Genomic DNA, 20749 nt, shown 5'->3' on the forward strand with positions numbered 1-20749 from the left:
AGCGAAACTAAGACTAACCAAGTTTTTATGATGGTAACTCCGGAATTAGGGGGCCTGACCGGTTGCGACCTCCCCGCTCCTTTCCACCTCCAACAACGCCCTTTTGGGCCTTGTTGCGGCTTCCCCGCTCCTTTCCTCTTCTAATAATGCCTAACGCCGATACTATGCCAGGTACGTTTACGGCGGTAAATTAGCTGTGAAACGTACTGCTTACTGCTCGGCTCAAACACTCCGGAGTAACGCCACCGTAGCGGAATCAGCCAAAGCATAAAGTGAAATTTATACTGGCTGGCATAGAAATAAAAGGACCTCATTCCCCGCTTTGCAGCGGAAATTGAGGTCCTTTTGTACATAATACAGTTCGTATTACAGGTCGGGCCGCGCCCTTGTCAGGCAAGCAATTACCACGATAGCCCCTAGCGAATTAATTCACCTTCAGCAAGCGCTTCGCTTGTCCGGTCGGAGTGGTGAAAACTTCGTAAATATAGATGCTGAGCGGATCGTTAATTTCCGTCAACGAGCCCCATGACACATGCTGCAAGCCGTTCGCGATTTTATTAGCGCCGGTGAACGGCAGCGTTGTCGTCGCCTGCACCCGGCCGAGCGCGTCGACCAGATCGAACTGCAAGGAGGAGAAGTTCGTATCTACGGCGACATTCGGATCTTCCTTCTCGACCTTCGCGTCGACACCCAGCTTATACGTAAATGTTCCGTTGTTGTACGTCCAGGTCGGCTCCAACTTGTTCAGGGTTACCTTGAACGGATAAAGCTCCAGCAGCATGTTATCGTTCAGCGGATTCGTGTCGACCTTTGGCGGAACAAGCGCGATGTTCGCTGCCGCTACGGCGGAGCTGCCGCCTTGGATCGTCATGGCCAGCTTCTCGGTCGGCGCCGTGCCCGGGAGCGTGAATGCATACTGCACCACGTAGCTCATGCCCGGCATCAGCGTCGATACGACGGCGGCTTGGCGCGTTCCGGCGTAATCGACGCCGCTGCTTGTCGTCAGCACGCTTTGGAAGCTCGGCATCGCGATGCTTTCCTTCCCATTGTTCGTAATGACGAATTTAGCTGTCGCCTGCCGGAAGCCGTCCTCTTCGTTCGGATTCACCTGGAACCCGCTGAGCTTGAAGTCAAGGTCGGCGTCGAAGGCGCTGCCTGCCAGCTTCAGACTGTCGCCGAGCTTGTATTCCGCGGCCGTAGCGAATACGTCCGAGCCGTCCGCAGCCCCTTTCAGCAGCACGACGGCGATCGGAGCGGAGCCTCCCGTCGAAACTGCCGCACCGGTCGAAGCGGCGGAAGCCGTCGAGCCCCCCGTCGCAGCCGCCGTCGACGTGGACGACGATGCCGTGCTTGCCGCCGAACCCGAGGAAGCTGTCGTGGACGTTGTCGTACCCGACTTCGTCGAGGAGCTTCCGGTTACGCTTGCCAGCAGCGCCAGCCGTACGTCTTCCGGCTTCAGGCCGCTCGGCAGCACCGCGTCGAACCGGTACGCTGAAGTCTCTTGAGGCGCCAAGTACTGCGGATGGGACGATGTATCGCTCGAGGAAACGGCCGAGCCGCTTCCTCCGAACTGATACTGTCCGGTCAGCGCAGGCAGCGCCGTAATCTCGGTCCCTTCGTTCTTGACAACGACGGTGGCCGACAGATGCAGACCGTCCGTCTGCAAGCTGACCTTCGCCCCCGTTATCGTTACCGTCAGCGGCTTCGTACCGGTGCGGCTGAATACCGGCTGGGCTTCGCCGATAACGGATTCGGTCGTCACCGTCGCCACATCGACGCTGCCCAGTACCGAGACACCGCCGCTGCTCGTTTCACTGTAAAATTGCAGGCTGTACCCGTCCGCCGCACGCGGCAATCCCGACGGTATTGCAGCACGTACCGTTACCTTGCGCGTCTCGCCCGGCAGCAGAGCCGTGTCCGTTCCCGCCACGATCGTGGCGCTGTAGCTGTCCGTCTTCGTGCCGACGAAGCGGTACTTCAAGCCTGCAGGCAGCGAGAAGCTCGTGCTGCCGGTATTGGTCGCAAGCACGTCCGTATACAGGTACGCTTGCTCGTCTTGATGCACGATGAAGCTTCGCACCGCCTGGAAGTCGACCGCCGCATCGGCGGGCAGCGACGCATCGGCCTCATCGGCCTGCACCGTCGTCTGCCGGACGGCTGCGGACGTGGCCGCATCCGCCGCCGGCAGGGCGCCCAGCTCGTTCATCAAATCATCCTGCGACGAATCCCAGCGGAAGACAACGACCTGCAGCCGTCCAATATCGGCGACCTGCGCCGGAATTTGCGAGGAGAAGCGGAACGTCGCGTCGGCGCCCGGCGTAACCCGGGCCGACTGGCGGCTCGTCAGCTGAGCCGAGTAACTGTGTCCGGCTCCGTCGCTGATTTTCACCCCGAAGTCGTTCATATTCACATCGCCGCCGCTGCCGTTGTGCAGGGCGACTCCGAATTGCAAATATGCGGCGTCCGTACCGCTCGAGAGCGACACGTCACGGACCGTGAAATACGTATTCGAATCGATGAAAACGCCGGCCTGCGCCTGAGCGGTCGGCACCGCAAGCTGCATACCGAGCATGGCGGCGGGAGCGGCGGCTTTCATCCAGCGTTGCAGCGTGTGGAGTACGCGCAGCTTGATTTTCACAGGGATGCCTCCTTATGTAGGTACATGATTTAGTCGGTGCGAAGGGCGTCGATCGGGCGCAGCTTGGATGCCTTGTTCGCCGGATACAGGCCGAAGATGATGCCGACCAGCGCGGAGAACGCGAAGGCGTACAAGCCGATATCGAGCGACAGCTTCGTCGGCTGCGTCGGGTTGATCATCGGCCAGGCAAGGGCGATGACGACCCCGAGCAGAAGCCCGAGGAGGCCGCCGAGACCGCTGATGACCGTCGCTTCGACGAGAAACTGCAGCAGGATGTTGCGCCGCTTGGCGCCGATCGATTTGCGGATGCCGATCTCGCGGGTCCGCTCCGTCACGGTTACAAGCATAATGTTCATAATGCCGATGCCGCCGACGAGCAGCGAGATGCAGGCCACCGCGACGAGCTGGCTCGTGAGCGAGCTGGAAGCCGCAACGCGGGCGTTCTTGAGCTGCTCCTGGTTCAAAATCAGGAAGCCGCTGCTGCTCTTGAATTTGCGCGTTAAATACTGAGTGATCGTGTTTTGGGCGGTTGTGATGTCATTTTCGCTGGCCGCCTCAACGTAAGTGGTTCGGATAACGCCCAGTTTGAAATCACGGCGGACCGTCTCAAGCGGCGCAAAAATCGTGCTGTCGACCGAAGTCCCGTTAATATTGGAGCCCTGCGGCTTCATCGTGCCGACGACATCGTAGAAGTAACCGTCGATGTTGATTTGCTGGCCGACCGGGTCTTCCTCGCCGAAAAACTTTTTCGCGACTTCGCTCCCGAGCACGGCAACGTGGTTGCGGAACTCGATATCCGCCTCCACGATGAAGCGCCCCGTGTTGACCTGCGCCTTGACGACCTCCAAGTAGCGGTCGTTCGTACCGAGGACGTTGTACGTTTCCTTCTGGCGGTCGACCTTGATATTGGAATTGTTCTTCGTCAGCGTCGGCGCGATCGCTCCGAACTCCGGCAGCTGCTCGATTTGCATCAGCTCGCCGTAATCCAGCTGCGTCGCGCGGCCGTTGTTCAGTACGTTGACGACAAGCAGGTTAGCGCCTAGCTGCTCGTACTGCTTGGCGATTTGTTCCGACGTGCCGCGGCCGATCGAGACGAGCACGATGACGGAGCAGACGCCGATAATGACGCCGAGCATCGTCAGGATGGTGCGCATCGGGTTGGCGACGACCGTCTTGAGGGCCATCATCACAAGCTCTATCGTTCTCATGAGACCACCTCATGCAGCGGCGGCTCTTGGACGGCGCTTGCGCCGGGCGACGCCGGCTCCAGCGGGCGGAGTCGCTCGTCGCTGATGATGTTGCCGTCCCGCAAAGAGATGACGCGCCGGGCATTGTTCGCGATATGCAGATCGTGGGTAATCAGCACGATCGTATTGCCCTGCTCGTTAAGCTTCAGAATCAGCTCCAGCACCTCGTTGCCGGTCCGCGAGTCGAGCGCACCGGTCGGTTCGTCGGCGAGCAGGAGCGACGGAGAAATCGCCAGCGCGCGGGCGATCGCCACCCGCTGCTGCTGGCCGCCGGACAGCTCGCTCGGCTTGTGGTCCCAGCGCTTCCCCATCCCGAGCAGCTCCAGCATGGCCATCCCCCGTTCGCGCCGCTGCTTGCGGCTGTAGCCGCCATAGATCATCGGCAGCTCCACGTTCTCAATTGCAGTAAGGCGCGGCAGCAGGTTGAATTGCTGGAAAATAAACCCGATCTTCTGATTTCGCAAATCGGCCAGCTGATTGTCGGACATCCGTTCCGTCGCGACGCCGTCCAAGGTGTAGGTGCCGGAGGTCGGCATGTCGAGCAGTCCGATCGTATTCATCAGCGTCGACTTGCCGGATCCGCTCGGACCGACGATGGCGACGAAATCGCCCTTCTCCACCGACAGGGAAACACCGTTCAGGATCGTCAGCTGCTGAGAGCCTCTGCCGTACGTTTTGACAATGTTGTTCAGTTCGATCATGTTCATGGCGCCAGCCTCCTCTCTATCCCTGCAGGGAGTTTTAGTTGCCGCCAGCCCGGCCGCCGCCGGTACCGCCAGTGCCTCCGCCGCCAAAGCCGCCCGCAGGAGGTGCAAAGCTGCCGCCCCCCGCGCCTGCACCTGCGCCGCCGGCTCCGCCCTGGAACTGCTGGCGCAGCTGATCCTGCTGCGCCTGCGTCAAGTTGCTCCGCTGGGCGGATTGCGGGATGAAGACTTTATCCCCTTCGCTGAGGCCCTCGGTCACTTCCACCTGCGTCTGGCTGCGTACGCCGATCTTGATCGGATGCTGCTGCTCGAGGGTGCCGTCCTCCTTCTGCAGCGTGACGAACCGCTGGCCGCGCTGCGTCTGCAGCGCCTCGACCGGGAGCACCAGAACGTTCGTTTTATTTTGCACGAGAATTTCTGCGGTTGCCGTCATGCCGTTCTTAATGATTTGATCGTTGTTATTCACAGCGACGACGACGTCGTATGCCGTTACGCCGTTCGTGGTCGTGCCGACGCTGGAAATTTGCGTAACCTCGCCTTCGAACGTCCGGCCCGCAATCGCGCTGACCGTCACGTTCGCCTTCTGACCGACCTTAATGCTCGGCAGATCGAGCTCGTCGACCTGGATCGGCAGCTGCAGGCTGTTGAAGCTGGCGACCGCGCCGAGCTGCGTCCCGGATTCGATCGTCGCTCCGACCGGATAGCTGTTCAGCACGTTCGTCCGCTTGTTCGCAAAGTCTGTCGAGAATATCCCGTCAAACGGAGCGAATACTTGCAGCGTCTTGATTTTGTCTTCACTGTCGCTGACAAGCACCTTCTGGCGCTCGATGTCGTTCTGCTTCGCGGTGATGCTGTTGGCCAGCGTATCGTTGGCCAGCTCCGCGATCACATCTCCCGCGTGAACGGTGTCGCCCGTCTTCACATTCAGCTTCTTGACCGTTCCCTGCGCCTCGGACAGAAGCGTTACGGTCGATATGTATTCCAATGCCGCCTCACTGCTTGCCTCAACCTTGCTCGCGCCGATCGATAACGATCCCTTCACCATTGTCCCCGCGCTTAACGTCCCGTCATTCGGCACGTTCACAATGACCGTTACGAGCTTGTTGCCGTTCGCGTCGGCCTTCAGGTTCTTGTCTACCGACTCGACGATGCCGGTTTGGGTGAGCATATGTCCGGTAATGCTGAGGTCGACCACGTCGCCTTTCTTCGCTTGCAGTCCTTCAGCCGCCGGGAACAGCAGCTTGACGGTCAGAATGCCGCTAGGCGAGATCGTTCCGATCTTGCCGTTCTTGTTGACGCTGCTTCCGGCATCAAGGTTGTTCGCCAGCGTAATCACGCCGTCGGCCGTTGCCGTAATCGTCATGCGGCCCTGCTGGGCGATCAGGTCGGCGAGCTCTTGCTCGAGCGTCACCAGCTGATTCTGGGCCTGCTTCAGAGAAGCTTCCTGCGAGGAGCTGGAGAGCTCGAACAGCAGCTGGCCTTTCTTCACTTCCTGGTAACGGGTCATGTTCATCGTCTTGATCGTGCCGTCGGCGGGAGCGATAATATTTTGCAAATCCCTCGGCTCGAATTGCGCCGTCCCCGACACCGCCACTTTGATATTCCCTTTGGTCACCTGAACGACCCTTTGCTGCTGCTGGCCGGCTGCAGGCTTGCTGGTACCGGGCTTCCATGTGACGTATGCCGCCGTACCGCCTCCGCAGACGACGATCAGCGCGATGATTGCGATCCATTTTTTGTTGCGAAGCCCTGCCATCGTCTCTTTCTCCTCCCACAATGTCGCAGTTGATGTGATAGTACTAGCTTAGGGAAGTTTTATGAACTTCATATGAACTGAGACTTAAAGCAAGCTGAAAATCGGCTGAGAGAACAGTGAAAAGTAAGGAATTCAAGGTTTGTCGACCAAGACTGCGTATTAAAGATTATTTATGAACGGAACTTGCTTATGGCGGATTTCGGGGTTTTTGGATGCCTTTTGCTCGTGTAAAATAAAGGCGGCGGCTGGGCTGGCGGCAAATGTACATGTTACCGGTTGAGCAGGCTGTTCGAGGTTATCCGCGGAATGGTCATCTATCCGACAACAAACAGCGGTTATAGGATCGGGGAAGAAAGAGAGGTTCTGTACCGAGGATACGCCGCTGCGGCCGATCTCTCTGTACGGAATAACCAAGACAAAAGCTGAGGGATGGTGCTTGAGTCCGAACTCGATAACCTTCCGTTTCGCCACCGTATTGGGCATGTCCGCCGGATGCGGGTGGACCTGCTAGTTAAACGACTAGCTGGCGACGACTCCCCCTGCCCGGCTCGCTGCGGAACAAGCGCCTCAGCGGGCCGGACCTCAACTAAACCTCAACACTTGGGCAGCACGATTTCAAATACCGTGTACCTCTCCGTCTCATGCAGCCGAAGCGTTCCTTCATGCAGTACGATCGCCCGGTGGGCGATGGCCAGTCCCAATCCGGTGCCGTCGCCGCTTCTTCGCGAAGGCTCCCCGCGGATGAAGGGCTGAAACAGCGTTTCCTTGAGCTCCTCGGGAATTCCCTTCCCGTCGTCGCACACTTTCATTCGGGCGAAGCGGTTCGTCTCCTCAAGCTGCAGGATGACGGTCGTCCCTTCGGGATTATGCTGCAGGGCGTTGGTCAGCAAATTGGCCACGGCGCGGTGCAGCAGCTTGGCGTTCATTCGGATATCGATCGGGCCGTCGGGAATTTGGATGTCCAGATGAAAGCCTCTATGCTTGAAAATATCGTAGTATTCAATGGCAATCCGGCGCAGCAGCTCCGTCAAATCTCCGGCCTCAGAGGCGAAAGGGTACACGGGGCTCTCAAGCGCGGCCAGCTGAAACATGTCCTCAATCAAGGAAGCGACGATACGGGACTTATTGTGAATGATATCGATATATTCCTTCAGCTTCTCCGGGCTATCCGCCATGCCGAGCTGCAGCGCCTTGGCATAGCCTTGAATCGTCGTGACCGGCGTCTTCAAATCGTGCGACAAGTCGAGAAGCACCCGCTGCTTGACCTCTTCGATCTCCATTTTCTCGCGTTCCGTTCGCTCCAGTGTAGCCGCCATCCGGTTAAAATGCTCCTGAATTTGCGCAAATTCATAATCGGACCGGTAATTCAGCCGTTCGTGGTATTGGCCGTCCTTCATCCTTCGGATCGCCGATACAATTTGCTCAATCGGTCCGGTAATGCGTTTCGCCGTCCACCTGCTGAACAAGTACACGCACACAAAGAACATCAGCAGCAGGGCGGCATGAATGTAGATCAGCACATAGTTTCCCTGCTTCGGCATCGTAACGAGAAGGGTATACGTCTGCCCGGCTTCCGTACGGAATGTTGCAAAGGTATGGCGGTACGGGCTGTCCTCCCGGTCCTCCAGCAGCTGAAGCAGCTCAGTCTCCGAATAAGCGTCCGGCCCCCCCTCCTCAAGACCTTTCACCATCATTACCCGCCCGTTCTCGTCCAAAATCCGGATCGTACCGCCGGCCGCACGGACGTCCTCGTAAGGAAGGTTCTCGTAATCGGATCTCACCAGCGTTCCCGCCGACAGCTCGGGAGCCCTGCCCATCGTCACGAGGTCTTTTATGAAAAATCCAAATGTCGCCTGGATGAGAATGATCGTCAGACCGAACAGCGTATACGTTCTCGTCAGCGTAGTAAACAGCCTGCGTTCACGGTTCAAGCCAATCCTCCTTCGCTGCGAACTTATAGCCGAGGCCTCTGACGGTTCGAATGTAGCCCGCCTGCTTCGGATGCTCCTCGATTTTATCCCGCAAACGCGAAATTTGCACCATTATGGTATTATCGTCCTCCAGATACGTCTCCGACCAGACGAGCTCGAACAGCTCCCGCTTTGTGAAAATTCTCCCCGGCGAGTGCATGAACGTCCGCAGCAGCTTGTATTCCAATGACGTGAGCGGAATCGCCTCGTTCCTCCGGTACAACGTACAGGAAGCGTGATTGAGTACCAGATGCCCGATCTCGGTCGTATCCTCGGCGCCGTTCCTTTCCCGCGGTTCATTGAATTCGAATGCGCGGCGAAGCTGAGCCTGAACCCGCGCCACCACTTCAAGCGGATTAAACGGCTTGGCGATGAAGTCGTCCGCGCCAAGGCCCAGTCCCAGTATTTTATCGTTGTCGCTGTTTCTTGCCGAAATGACGATGACCGGAAATTTGTATTGCGTTCTCAGCCGCTTCAGCAGCTCGAAGCCGTCCATTCGCGGCATCGTTATATCGATTACGGCAAGATCGACCTGCCGGCTCGTGATGAGCTCCCACGCTTCTTGACCGTCAAACGCTTGAATGACCCGGTGCCCGTCCTTCTCCAGGAAGAGCTTCACGAGCGCTGCGATCTCCCGGTCATCTTCGACAATTAATATCCATGACTGCATTCCGAATGTTCCCTTCCTATCGGTTCCTGTCTTTGACATTCTCGCCTTGGCCTGCAATTCCTGCAATTTAAGGTAGATGTAAGAATAGAGACAGGTGCGGGTAAGAGAGGATGGATATACTGATCCCATGTCTGGAAGGTTACGCAGGATAGGAGGATATGCATGTTATTGCGATGGGAAAATGCCGGGAGGTTGGCTGGAGCGGTGGTGAGTATGATGATATGCGTATTGCTGTGCATGGTGCCGCGCACGGTGCGATGCATGGTATGGTGCAGGTTGCGTTGCACGGTCCGGCACATGCTGCGGTGCACGGTGCAGCGCACGGTGCGATGCATGGTATGGTGCAGGTTGCGGTGCACGGTCCGGCACATGTTTCGGTGCACGGTGCGGCCCATGGTACGGCGCACGGTGCGATGCATGGTATGGTGCAGGTTGCGATGCACGGTCCGGCACATGTTTCGGTGCACGGTGCGGCCCATGGTGCACAGCACGGTGCGATGCATGGTATGGTGCAGGTTGCGGTGCAGGTTACGTTACAGTTTGGGGTGCTTAGTGCTAAGCTTTGTGCTGTTTATGGTGCCGGCGCCGTGGTTGCTCGTACCCGCTGCCGTTGCTGCAGCCGTATCGCACCCGCAAGATTTGGAAGCATTCACCGACGAGCTGATGCAGCGCAGCATGAATGAGCACCATGTCCCCGGTGCGGTCGTGTCGATCGTCCGGGATGGCCGGATCGCGCTCATGAAGGGGTACGGCTATGCGGACCTCGAGCGTCAGGCTGCCGCCAATCCTTATCGGACCGTATTCCGGCTCGGCTCGATCTCCAAATCGGTAACCGCCACAGCTGTTATGCAGCTCTACGAGGAAGGGCTTATCGATCTTCATCAAGATATCCGGAGCTACTGGCCGGACGTTCGCTTGCCGGACATAGTAGGGCAGCCGGTCACTTTGCACCATCTGCTCACGCATACGGCAGGACTTTGCGAATCCGTGTTCGCGGTGGGCCGGGACCGGGAGCGGCAGCTGCCGCTCTCCGCTGCGCTGACCCGCTATTTGCCGAGCCAGTGCCGCAAACCCGGCGTACAGATCGCCTACAGCAACCAAGGGATGTCTCTGGCCGGTTACTTGGTGGAATCGAAGCTGAGCGTTCCTTACGAGCAGGCCGTTCAAGCCCGCATTTTCCAGCCGCTGAATATGAACCGGTCCGGCTTCCGACTACAGGAGTCCGACCCGGAGCTGGCCAAGAGCTACTCGTATGAAAATGGCGCGTACAGCCCTCTCCCCTATTCTTACATTCACCATCTACCCGCAGGCGCCTTACAGTCCACCGCCGAGGATATCGCCCATTACATGCTCGCGCACCTTCAGCACGGCCGTTACGGGGAAACCCGCATCCTGCAGGCGGAGACGGCGGCGCTCATGCACCGCACCCAATTCGCGGCTCATACCCGGATGCCGGGCATGGCCTACGGCTTCTACGAGCGGTACCAGAACGGCTTGCGGCTGATTGAGCATGACGGCAGCATTGACGGCTTCGAATCGTACTTGTACCTGATTCCGTCCGAGAACACGGGCATCTTCATCGCGACCAACGCTTCCGGCGGCGCCGAGGTACGGGAACGGCTGATCGACGGGTATTTGGATCGGTTTTATCCCGTTCGTCAGGCGGCTGCATACGACGCAAAACCCGCTTCGGTTCGGGAATTGAAGCAGGTCGATGGCTATTATTTGCCGAACCGCTCGCGGCTGAAAGGGCCCCTGAACCTCGGGCAGCACTTGTCCGCGGTGCGTGTGCAAGCCGTGGAGGACGGCGTCATTACGATGAGAGGGGAGCGCTACCGGCAAACGGAGCCCGGTCTGTTCCGCCATGAGCGGTCGCAGGAAGCGATTTACGTAAATGCCGTCCAAGGTACACTGGCGCTGAGCTCTATCCCCACGATGATGTATGAACGCGAGCGGTCGGCTTTGTACCACCCCTACTTGCATATCGCTATCGTTCTGGGCCTGGCGCTGGTGTATCCGCTGCAGGCTGTGTGCGCGGTGCCGGCATGGCTCGTCGGCCTGATTCGGCGCCGGCGGCCGAGCTTCGATTGGCTGGGCACGCTCGTATCCGTTCTCTTTGTCGTCTATTTCTTATTCGTCGTGTCGCTGCCGGAGCTGCTGATCAATGAGATTCCCGGATGGATCTATCCGGTTTTGTATGCGCCATTCCTGCTGCTGGTTGTGCTGGCAGTGCGGGTTGCAGGCAACTTCGTTCGTAAGCGGCCCGTCGCCAAGCTTCAGGTTGGGGCTGCAATCTCGACAGCGATCTTCGTCGCTTATTTGTACGCCTGGGATTTCTTCCGGCTTATATAGGTGTACGGGAGGAGGGAGCTTCGTGGGCACGCGAGCCTCTGGGGCAGGAGCCGCAGGGGCGGAATAGCTGCAGCGATAGGGGACCCGCGGCAGAAGAGCTGCCGGGGCAGAGGTGCCTCGTTGGCGGGCGGCGCTGCGGCGACGGGATAGCAGCACTGCGGGGATCTGAAGAAGCTGGCCTCGCAGTGGCGGACGGTTCTGCGGAAGCCGTGAGCGCCGCAGAGCCGGGGGAGCTTACCGCGGATGCCTCGCCTTGCTGTTTTCCTTGGTTTCCGTGGGGTCACGCGTTTAACATGGAAGGCGGCCTCGCCCCCGCCTATGCCTGCGGCCGAATAACCGGCAGCGTCACCGTAACCGTCGTGCCGCTGCCCAGCTCGCTGTCCAGCCGGATCTGACCGCCGTGAAGCTCGACGATTCGTTTCGTAATGGCCAGCCCAAGCCCGCTTCCGCTCAGCTGCGCTGCACCGCCGGCGGTCCATTCGTCCTCGGCACTTCCGACGGCGGCGTACCCCGTGCCGTCCGCAGGCCCCTTCCCGCTGCTGCGCGACCTGTCCGCCTTAAAGAATCTCTCGAATACCCGTTCCCGGTCCTGCGGCGCAATGCCGATCCCGCTGTCGCTGATCCGCACCTCGACCCAGCCCGGCTTCGTACTATCGAGCTCCACCCGAATGTCCCCGCCTGCCGGCGTGAACTTGATGCTGTTGTGCAGCAGGTTGATCCACACCTGGCCGAGAGCATCCTCGTCCGCGACGATCTTCGTCCGCTCCAGCTCGTCCAGGTCCATGAGCAAGTCCTTCCCCGCCCATAGCGGCTCGCAAGCGACGACAACGCGACGCAGCTGCTCGTCCAGCTCCAGCTCCCGCGGATGCAACGGATACTGGTCCGACTCCAGCGAAGCCAGCTTCAGCAAATTGCGGCCGAGCCGGGACAGCCGGGCGCTTTCCCGCTCCATAATGCGCAAATACTTCAGCCGCTCCTCCTCAGGCATGCCGGGCTGCTGCAGCTCGATCGCAAAGCCGTGGATCGAAGTGAGCGGCGTCTGGATTTCGTGCGACACATTCGAGACAAAATCCTGCCGCATCGTCTCCATCTGCTGCAGCTCGCCGGCCATATGATTAAACGTCTTCGCCAGCAGTCCGATCTCGTCCTTACGATCGATATCGACCCGCACCCGGAAGTCCCCCCGGGAAATACGCTTCGTCGCCTCGGTCAGCTTCTGAAGCGGCTTCACGATATAACGGGCCGCCAGCAAAATCAGCAGCCCCCCCGGCACCAGCACCGTCAGCAGCACCTTTATCAAATCGCGCTGCGCATTGTTGCCCATGTCTCTGCGCGGATGGGCAACGACGAACAGCGCATATCGGCTGCCGTTCACCTCCTGCGGGAATCCGACGATCAGCTCGTTCAGCGTGACCTCCCGCCCTTCCTGCAGGCTGTCGTACACAGCGCCGCCCAGTACCTGCTTTACCGCAGCGTCATCAATCTCCGCCATCCCATCCGCCGCATTGAACACCTGAGCATCTCCGCCGCTTCCATACAGCCAAAGCCCGTAATGCTTCACTGTCGCCATCTTCTGAAGCGCTTCATTCATATCGGGGGGCTGCAGCTTGCCGACAATATAAATGGTACTATTGGCGAAATCGACCATATCGTCATGCACCCGATCGAGCAGCGCGTCCCGGTTGATCCGGCTGCCGACGAGGAAGGGCAGGACCAGACTAAGCATAACCGTGAGCAGGAACGTCAGAGCCACCCTCACATACAGCGACCGCATCATGGCAGCACCTGGAGGCGATAGCCGAGTCCGCGCACCGTTACGATCGCCACGCCCGCCTCCGTCTCGTCGATCCGCTCCCGCAGCCGCTTAATATGCACGTCAACCGTACGCTCGTCCCCGCGAAAATCAACCCCCCACACCTGCTCGACGAGCTGGTTTCGGGTCAAAATCTGCCCTCCGCCCCTCGCCAGCTGGTACAGCAGCTCAAACTCCTTCATCGGCATCGTCAGCCTCCGGTCGCCGATTCTCACTTCATACAAGGAGCGGTCCACCACAAGCCGGCCGACATGGAGCTGGTTCGACACTTCGATACGGTACCGCCGCAGCAGCGCTTTCACCCGCAGCACGAGTTCGTTCGGATGAAACGGCTTCGTCATATAGTCGTCTGTACCCGCTTGAAATCCTTTGACCACCTGAGCATTATCTCCAAGCGCCGTCAGCATCAGCAGAGGCACGTCATAGTGACGCCGCAGCTCCTCGCACAGCGCCCAGCCGTCCATGTCCGGCATGAGAATATCCAGGATGACGAGATCGGCCTTTTCCGTATCCATCAGCCGCAGCGCATCTCCCCCGTCCGCCGCTTCTACGATGTCATAGCCTTCGCCGCGAAGCGAGACGCGTATCAACTGGCGAATCGCTTCCTCGTCATCCACTACCAAAATCTTAGCCATGCCGCCTAACGCCCCTTCATCGTCCGTACAAATCATATCTCTTTTATTATAGAGATACGCGAAGAAGCCCTGCAACCTCCGAGCACAAGGGAGGGCAGAGCTTCTGCCGGCGGAAGCCGTCTTACTTCACTTCGATCTCCCACGACTTCTCGACGCCGAGGGAGGTGTGGTCGTTATTTTGCAGATTGAGCTTGATCGTATGCTTGCCCGCCGGCAAGTTCTCGAGACGCACCGGTGCATCCGTCTTGAGGCCCGCCTTCTGCACGCCGTCCACATATACATGCAAATGGCCTTCGCCCGGCACGGCTTGATGGCCGTAATGCTCAGAGGAAATATGCATGTTCTCGACCTTGTACGTAATCGTAACGCTATGCCCGTCCTGCACCAGATCCGCCGTCAGCGTCGGCTTCGCGTCATTCGTGCTGATCGACGAAGCTTTCGTCGGTGATGCGCCCCCGGCCTCCGGAGCCCCCGTGCTCTCGCTCTTCCCGCATGCCGTGCCGATTACTGCCGCAGCTACAAGCGCCGCAGCGCTCAGCATCATTTTTCTGTTCATTAGTCCCGTTACCACCTTTGCGATAGTTTGGACAGCCTTGCATCCTTGCTACCTTGTATATGTGGAACAAGCCCGATTCATGACAAGCCCCGCGTGCCCAACGAGAAAATAATTGATTCCACCGCAGGGCATAGTAACCGGAAGGCACGAGTACAGCGGAAGGTAGGCAAATCGTGATGAACTTCGGCCAAGGTAAAATGAACATCGGCACCTGTGCGCTATGCGGCCGGGAAGGCGTCGAAACGACGGAGCACCACCTGACCCCGCGCGAGAAGGGCGGCGCCAAGCTGCCTACTGCCGATCTGTGCATCCCATGCCACAAGCAGCTGCATGCATTGTTTACGAACGATCAGCTTGCGGACGGCTTGAACACGATTGAGGCGCTGCAGGCAAACGGGGAAATCGCCCGGTTCCTGAAATGGATCCGCAAGCAGCCGGCTGCCACCGTACCCCGGACGCGCAAATCGCGGGAACGGCGGGGGCTGCATTGACTTGCTTGCTGCAAGGGGTTTGAGGGGTCGGATTGCGGTTCTGTTCGGGTTCGATGACGTACTTTCCGTATTTTGAACGATCTTTCATCCAGCGCCGATGCATTCTTACCCGTTTTCCTGCATTTTGAACGTAATTTCGTACGCTTCCCCATTTTCCACATGCAGAGTCCTTCGATCCTGTGAACCTCGCGCCGGACTAACGGATCTACACGCAGTTTTGCATCTTCACGAAAAAACGGCCATTACTCATTTCTGCGAACAAAACGCTGCTAGGCTCATGGAAACCTAGCCTCATACCATGACCTTTCCGGATACGTTGTCCGGGTCTCGGGTTTCAGCCTCTGCTGCGGCTTAACGCTTACCCTGCATACGCTTCCTCGAGCCTGCGGATGTCCATCTTCCTCATCTTCAGCATCGCTTTCGTGACCCGCTCGGATTTGCCCGAATCGGGGTCGTTCAGCATGGCGAATAAAGCGGTCGGAACAACCTGCCACGATACGCCGAATTTGTCCTTCAGCCAGCCGCACACCTGCGCACTCTCGTCGCCGCCTTCGGAAAGCTTTTCCCAAAAATAATCGATCTCTTCCTGAGTATCGCAGTGCACTGCAAAGGAAATCGCTTCGTTGAACCGGAACTGCGGGCCGCCGTTCAGCGCCGTATACGTCTGACCCTCCAGCGTGAAGGTGACCGTCATAACATCTCCCTCGGCTATGCCCGGAGTTTCATGGCGTTCCTTGCCGTACCGGATGACATTATCGATGGAGGAGTTCTTAAATATCGAGGTATACAGCTGTGCCGCTTCCTCCGCTTCGGTATTAAACCATAGACACGGAGCGATTTTCGTTACTTTGCTTGCCATAGGTTCATCTCCTTTGAAAATAATTACACACGTGCTGTCGGTCGAATTTTACTTCGATCATCGTAGTGAGTTCACTGTAGCACAGATTACTTTGATAATCAAATTAAAATTCGGTATACTTGAGCCATGAAAAGAAGCGAAAACAAATCACGATGTCCGATTAACATGACTGTCGAAATATTCGGCGATACCTGGTCGCTGCTTATTGTGCGCGACATGCTGGCGCTCGGGAAGAAAACGTTCGGCGAATTTCTCGATTCGGAGGAGAGGATCGGTCCCAGCGTACTGGCGGAAAGACTGGTCCACCTCGAGAAGAAGGGAATTATCGTCAAGAAGCCCGATGAAGCCGACAAACGAAAGTTTAATTATTCGTTAACGGAGAAGGGCCTGCGCGCGATCCCCATCGTATATGAAATTGCCGTCTGGGGATCCATGAATTTGGCCGATCCGAAAGCGCCGGACGTTTGGTTCCAATCGCTGCAGTTCGACAAAGAGCTGGTCATACGCCTGTGGCGCGAAGCGGTCGAGTCCGGCAGCTCATTTTTCCTTGGACCTGACAGCGTTGTCAGCCGCCTTGGTCTCTCCGCTGCTTCATCCGCCCCGAACGGGGAATAAGGTTGCGTCGGGTACGGCTTGCGCCGTCCGTCGTCGCGGCCGATCTTGGGAGTGAAGGGGACCGTCGTTTTGGGGCGGGCTCAAATGGTCACAACAATAAGGGGTGCCTGCAGCCGTTTCGCTCGCTGCCGGGCACCCCCTCTTCGAATTACATCAATAACTTTGCGCCTTGTGTCGATTGCTGCTGGTTTCCACCGCGGTACGAATTGCCGCCGGCCGAGCCTTCATTAGAAGAAGCGAACACATCGGCTGAATCCTTGGCCGATTTGGAGCCGGAGTACGACATGCTGCGTGCCGAACCTTCGGTCGAACCCGCTCCATAGGAGCCGCCGCCCGCAGATTGCCCGTAGGATTGTTCCCCTTGCGAGCCCGCACTCATCATATAACCGGAGCTTTGCTGCTCTCTGCCGTAAGCGGAGCCGTAGCCTTGTCCGCTTTGCGCGGATTGACGGCCTTGCTGCTGGCCATAGCCTTGCTGGCCGGTGTAGCCCTGCTGCTGATAATTTTGCTGGCTCTGGTAGCTCTGCTGACCGGACTGGGAGCCGGTTTGGTTCACGTAGCCGCTTTGGCCGGATTGCGTACCATAGCCGTGCGAATAGCTCTGGGGTTCGAAGCCCGCTTGACTGCTCATTCCTGTCTGGCTGCCGTAGCCGCCCGCTTGGCCGCCCATGCTTGTCTGGCTGCCGTAGCCGCCTGCTTGGCCGCTCATGCTTGTCTGGCTGCCGTAGCCGCCCATTTCGCCAAGATCCGTCTGCGCATAGCCGCCCTGATTGCCTTGTCCGCCGTATGCCGCCCCGGCGCCGTACATGCCCGTGCTCATCGGATCGGCATTGCGGAACATCGGCTGCGTATAGGAGGACTGTCCCATACTGGAGCCTTGGAACAAGCTGCCTCCGCCCAGCGTTTGCTCAAGCAGCGATTGCAGCTTGGACGCCTTCTGGCTCTGCGACTGCAGCTCGCGCTGAACATCCTGCTGCTGAGCCTGCGGAATATCGCCGTAACCGCGAAGCTGCTGGATCACCTGGAACAGCTGTGCCTGATCCTCCATCGTCTTCTGCGCCAGCGCTTGGAACGTCTGCCGCAACTGGGGATTTGCCGCCTCCAGCGCGGCTGTCGTATATTCGCGGGATACGCGCTTCATTTCGCTGAGAACGAAGTTGGCGTAGTCCTGCTCGTTCAGCGTCCCCTGCTGCTCTTGCTGGCCGTACGCATGCTGCTCTTGCTGGCCGTACGCATGCTGCTGCTCACCCATATAGCTCTGTCCTTGCTGACCGTACGACGGCGCCGATACGTATTGCCCGCGGCCATAAGTTTGACCTTGACCCGTCTGAAAGCCGTACGAGCTGTCGTAGCTTTGCTGTACGGACGGGTTCTGGCGGTCTTGCTGCGACTGCTGTCCGTACTGCTGCTGGTTGAACGTATTCTGCAATGGGTACATCGCGATCCCTCCGATCAATTAGTGAGTCAGCGTCGACTGCTGCTGCAGCGTGCCGAGCAAATGATTAAACGTCTGCAGCCGGTCCTGCGCCATCTGCGACAGCGTCTGCCGCAGCTGCGCATTCTGGCTTACAGCGGCGCCTTGGGCGCACAGCTTCGTCAACAGCTCTTCATTCTTCATCGAGTCGGACAAGTACTCGAATTCTTTGGCGGTCAGGCCGCGTTGCTGGTTAGTCTGCATAGGTCGCACTCCTTTCGATTTTCCAAGGTTAGGATGCCCCGTCCCCGCCCTGTTTATGTGCAAGGATTTCCAACCCCATCAAACAAAAATAAAGAAGCCGCCCCGCCGGGCAGCCCCTTCCTGCTTTCCTTCATTACAGCCGCTATGTCAGCCACCGGATATTCGCTTCCCCTCTCCCTGCGCTTCGGATCGAAGCCGAGGTTGACCGCTTTTACGCAAGTCCGGCAGCTGCCGTGCTATTGCTGATAGTAGGCGCCGTCCGTTTGTATGCCCAACCCGCCTACAAAACAGTGCCAATGATCGCGTTTACCGGAGGAACTATCGGCATCATAAGCTGTATGGTCCAATACTCCTCTCGTCCTCTTTGAATGCACGCCATACAAAAAGGGCCGCCCGCAGTCGATGACAACTAACGGGACAGCCCTATTTACCGTAACTTCTACTTCTTGCCTTGATCCGCCAGCTCCTGCACGGACGTTACCGGAATCGCGTAGGCCCAGGCGTCGCCTTCCTTGACGAGCCAAACGTTGTCGCCGTCCGCACGGCCGGTATACTTCGTTGTCACCGCCGCGCCGCCGTCGCCGGACTCGGTGAGCTCAGCCGTAAAGTCCGGAGCTGCGGTACCCACGTTTCCGGCAGGCTTCGCTTCCAGCTTCGTCTCCAGGAACAGGAACGAGCTTAATACCGTTGTCGCATCGGCGCCCTTCAGCTCCTTGTCGCCGAGCTTCCAGGCCGCTTCCGCCGCAGCTTTGTCCTTATCCGTCTTCGTCAGCGACCACGAAGCTCCCTTCCACGTTACCGTCAGACCCGTCACCTTGTCATAATCAAGCTTGACCGGCCCCTTCACCTGAAAATCGACCGGCGCTTTGCCGATCCCGGACAGCGACTGGTCGCTTACCTGGTATACGGTCTTGCCGTCGTCCACACTGACGTAGCTGTAGCCCGGGACGGCCACCGGATTGCCGACCGTCACCGAACGAGCCGTACCATCCTTCAGCGTAATCTTATACTGCTGCTTCGGCTTATCGAGCCCATACTTGGCAAGATCGGCATTGTCCTCGACCTTCGCCTCGTACGTCAGCAGGCTGTAGCTGGATATCCAGCCGTCCACGAGGCCCCCTTCAACCGGCAGCGCACCCGGCTTCGTCATCGTCCATGACTTCCCGTCCGCATTCCGCTGCAGCTCCGTCACCTTGCCGTCCGCACCGAGGAGCGACACGGTCTGCACGTCTTCCGCCTTCACCGAAGCGGCGAGCGTCTTCACGGCATCATCCTGCTTCTCGCGGAAGAAGTCTTGGCTCTTCGCGTACCAGAACCCGCCGATACAAACGATCAACAGCAACAAGGTCGGAATCAGGCGCTTCATCCTTTTCTCCTCCTCCACCAGATCCAGCCGCCCACGAGCAGGAAGAGCAGAGGCATAAGAATCACGGTGAAAATAAAGATCGTATTCGCCTGCCCCGGCATCAGCATCGCTTGCTGATAAGCGTCGCCCTGGCGCGGTCGAATCGTCAGCTGATCCTGCTGCTCGTTCAGCCAGCTTACGGAGTTCAGGGCGAAATCGCGGTTGCCCTGCTGGCCGATAACGCGGTCATCAAGCAGCGAGAAGCCGCCGAGCACGATCGCCTTCGGCTTGCCGCCGTCCTTCGCGGTTACGGCGTAAGCCAGATTGAGCGGCCCCTTGATGTCGTTCGCATCGTTCGCCGTCCGGCTGCGAAGCAAGTCGGCAATGTTCGTCTCCCCGTACGCCTTGTCCGTCGACTTCAGCAATACGCTGGCATCGTACGCCGCATTCGCCGAGTCGCTCGTCATCGGGATCGCTTGCGTAATTTGAGTCAGCAGGTTTTTTGACCTCAGCTTATCCGTAATCGGATGGCTCCCGAACTCCGGTACGATCGTCAGCGGATCGAACAGCGTCGTCTGCTTCGTCTCGATCGCAATCGCATGCTGGTCCTGGATGCCGTACGCCGCCAGCAAGCCGTCGATATTTTTCCAGCCGGTCGCCATGTCCTTATTGAAGCCGAAGGCAAAATACAGCTTGCCCTTCCCCTTCACATAGTCGCCGATCAGCGCCGCTTCCTTCTCCGTCAGGTCGGTCGTCGGGCCGACGATGAAGAGCACCTCGGCGTCGTCCGGGATTTTGCCCTCGCGCAGCAGGTTGAGCTCCTTCACATCGTAGTTCTGATTCGTCAGCGCCGTCTGGAACGTATACATCTGCGACAGCGGAATCTCGTTATGCCCCGACAGGAAGTAGACGGTGTGCTTCGTCTTGCTTGACAGCGACACAAGCGCCTGCGTGAATTTCTCCTCGCCGCTGAACGTATACGAACCGTCCTGCTGCACGTTGAAAATCTCATAGAAGCTCACTTCCTTGCGGTTGTCGCCGCTCAAGAACAGCACGACGCCGCTGCCGTCGCTAATCTGATACTGCTGCGCCGCCGACGGGTTGCGGAGAATGTCGTACTCCTCATACGTAATGTGGCTGCTGCGCTTCTTATATTCCTGCACCAGATCGTTCACCTGGCGGGTAATGACCGGATCCGCGGTCTGCGGATTCGTGAAGGCGACGATTTTGACATCCTCCTTCAAACCGGCCAGCGTCGTAATCGTCTGGTCCGACAAGGAGTAGTTCTTGTTCTTGGTCATATCGACCTGAAACCCTTTGAGCGAGTTCAGGAACAGCGTCAGCACGATGAAAATCCCGATGGCGGCGATCGATACGACAGCGGCGTTGGTGCCTCGAATCCACTTGTTCATTTTCATAT

Annotated in this window: 18 protein-coding genes; 3 read left to right on the top strand and 15 right to left on the bottom strand. The window is 58.4% G+C overall.

Annotated features, from left to right (window positions below; all coding sequences use genetic code 11):
* Positions 1 to 424 precede the first annotated feature (424 nt).
* From ACFFK0_RS00815 to ACFFK0_RS00845, 7 genes are all read right to left on the bottom strand, one after another.
* On the bottom strand, positions 425 to 2638 hold the full coding sequence (locus tag ACFFK0_RS00815) for a hypothetical protein (RefSeq protein WP_377467662.1): 2214 nt from the start codon (positions 2636 to 2638) through the stop codon (positions 425 to 427).
* A gap of 29 nt (positions 2639 to 2667) precedes the next feature.
* Entirely contained in the window at positions 2668 to 3846 is a 1179-nt protein-coding gene (locus ACFFK0_RS00820; protein ID WP_377467664.1) for an ABC transporter permease, read from the bottom strand.
* Positions 3843 to 4592 carry an ABC transporter ATP-binding protein gene (locus tag ACFFK0_RS00825; RefSeq protein ID WP_377467666.1) on the bottom strand — a complete coding sequence of 250 codons (750 nt, stop codon included), beginning with the start codon at positions 4590 to 4592 and terminating at the stop codon, positions 3843 to 3845. Before ACFFK0_RS00825 ends, ACFFK0_RS00820 begins: the two co-directional genes overlap by 4 nt.
* A gap of 34 nt (positions 4593 to 4626) precedes the next feature.
* Positions 4627 to 6345: a permuted SH3 domain-containing protein gene (locus ACFFK0_RS00830; RefSeq protein WP_377467668.1), complete on the bottom strand. Its 1719-nt coding sequence runs from the start codon at positions 6343 to 6345 to the stop codon at positions 4627 to 4629.
* A gap of 159 nt (positions 6346 to 6504) precedes the next feature.
* Positions 6505 to 6816 (bottom strand): hypothetical protein, encoded by a 312-nt coding sequence (locus ACFFK0_RS00835; RefSeq protein WP_377467670.1) that lies wholly within the window; start codon positions 6814 to 6816, stop codon positions 6505 to 6507.
* 122 nt (positions 6817 to 6938) lie between these two features.
* Entirely contained in the window at positions 6939 to 8276 is a 1338-nt protein-coding gene (locus ACFFK0_RS00840; protein WP_377467672.1) for a HAMP domain-containing sensor histidine kinase, read from the bottom strand.
* Complete coding sequence (locus ACFFK0_RS00845) at positions 8266 to 8985, bottom strand: response regulator transcription factor (protein WP_377467673.1); 720 nt, start codon at positions 8983 to 8985, stop codon at positions 8266 to 8268. Before ACFFK0_RS00845 ends, ACFFK0_RS00840 begins: the two co-directional genes overlap by 11 nt.
* A gap of 552 nt (positions 8986 to 9537) precedes the next feature.
* On the opposite strand from ACFFK0_RS00845, the gene ACFFK0_RS00850 reads away from it, so the two are divergent.
* Complete coding sequence (locus ACFFK0_RS00850) at positions 9538 to 11337, top strand: serine hydrolase domain-containing protein (protein ID WP_377467674.1); 1800 nt, start codon at positions 9538 to 9540, stop codon at positions 11335 to 11337.
* Positions 11338 to 11653: 316 nt separating this feature from the next.
* Here the strand turns inward: ACFFK0_RS00850 and ACFFK0_RS00855 are convergent, their stop codons facing one another.
* From ACFFK0_RS00855 to ACFFK0_RS00865, 3 genes are all read right to left on the bottom strand, one after another.
* Positions 11654 to 13114, bottom strand: coding sequence for a sensor histidine kinase (locus ACFFK0_RS00855; RefSeq protein ID WP_377467676.1), 1461 nt, complete (start codon positions 13112 to 13114; stop codon positions 11654 to 11656).
* Entirely contained in the window at positions 13111 to 13785 is a 675-nt protein-coding gene (locus ACFFK0_RS00860; RefSeq protein ID WP_377467678.1) for a response regulator transcription factor, read from the bottom strand. The genes ACFFK0_RS00855 and ACFFK0_RS00860 overlap by 4 nt, the downstream gene beginning before the upstream one ends.
* 121 nt (positions 13786 to 13906) lie before the next feature.
* Positions 13907 to 14341 (bottom strand): DUF6130 family protein, encoded by a 435-nt coding sequence (locus ACFFK0_RS00865; protein ID WP_377467680.1) that lies wholly within the window; start codon positions 14339 to 14341, stop codon positions 13907 to 13909.
* 176 nt (positions 14342 to 14517) lie between these two features.
* Here ACFFK0_RS00865 and hlpB point away from each other — a divergent pair, with 176 nt between their 5' ends.
* A complete protein-coding gene (hlpB, locus tag ACFFK0_RS00870; RefSeq protein WP_377467862.1) occupies positions 14518 to 14832 on the top strand; it encodes an HNH nuclease-like protein HlpB in 315 nt (104 codons plus the stop codon).
* A gap of 358 nt (positions 14833 to 15190) precedes the next feature.
* Here hlpB and ACFFK0_RS00875 read toward each other — a convergent pair whose 3' ends face one another.
* A complete protein-coding gene (locus ACFFK0_RS00875; RefSeq protein ID WP_377467682.1) occupies positions 15191 to 15691 on the bottom strand; it encodes a VOC family protein in 501 nt (166 codons plus the stop codon).
* A 165-nt stretch (positions 15692 to 15856) separates the two neighbouring features.
* On the opposite strand from ACFFK0_RS00875, the gene ACFFK0_RS00880 reads away from it, so the two are divergent.
* A complete protein-coding gene (locus ACFFK0_RS00880) occupies positions 15857 to 16306 on the top strand; it encodes a winged helix-turn-helix transcriptional regulator (RefSeq protein WP_377467684.1) in 450 nt (149 codons plus the stop codon).
* Positions 16307 to 16454: 148 nt separating this feature from the next.
* Here the strand turns inward: ACFFK0_RS00880 and ACFFK0_RS00885 are convergent, their stop codons facing one another.
* From ACFFK0_RS00885 to ACFFK0_RS00900, 4 genes are all read right to left on the bottom strand, one after another.
* On the bottom strand, positions 16455 to 17744 hold the full coding sequence (locus ACFFK0_RS00885) for a spore coat protein (RefSeq protein WP_377467686.1): 1290 nt from the start codon (positions 17742 to 17744) through the stop codon (positions 16455 to 16457).
* A gap of 18 nt (positions 17745 to 17762) precedes the next feature.
* Positions 17763 to 17984: a hypothetical protein gene (locus ACFFK0_RS00890; RefSeq protein WP_377467688.1), complete on the bottom strand. Its 222-nt coding sequence runs from the start codon at positions 17982 to 17984 to the stop codon at positions 17763 to 17765.
* Positions 17985 to 18423: 439 nt separating this feature from the next.
* On the bottom strand, positions 18424 to 19350 hold the full coding sequence (locus ACFFK0_RS00895; protein WP_377467691.1) for a DUF4340 domain-containing protein: 927 nt from the start codon (positions 19348 to 19350) through the stop codon (positions 18424 to 18426).
* On the bottom strand, positions 19347 to 20747 hold the full coding sequence (locus ACFFK0_RS00900; RefSeq protein WP_377467693.1) for a GldG family protein: 1401 nt from the start codon (positions 20745 to 20747) through the stop codon (positions 19347 to 19349). The genes ACFFK0_RS00895 and ACFFK0_RS00900 overlap by 4 nt, the downstream gene beginning before the upstream one ends.
* Between the last annotated feature and the right edge of the window lie 2 nt (positions 20748 to 20749).

Source organism: Paenibacillus chartarius (assembly GCF_042432825.1).
Lineage (GTDB): Bacteria > Bacillota > Bacilli > Paenibacillales > NBRC-103111 > Gordoniibacillus > Gordoniibacillus chartarius.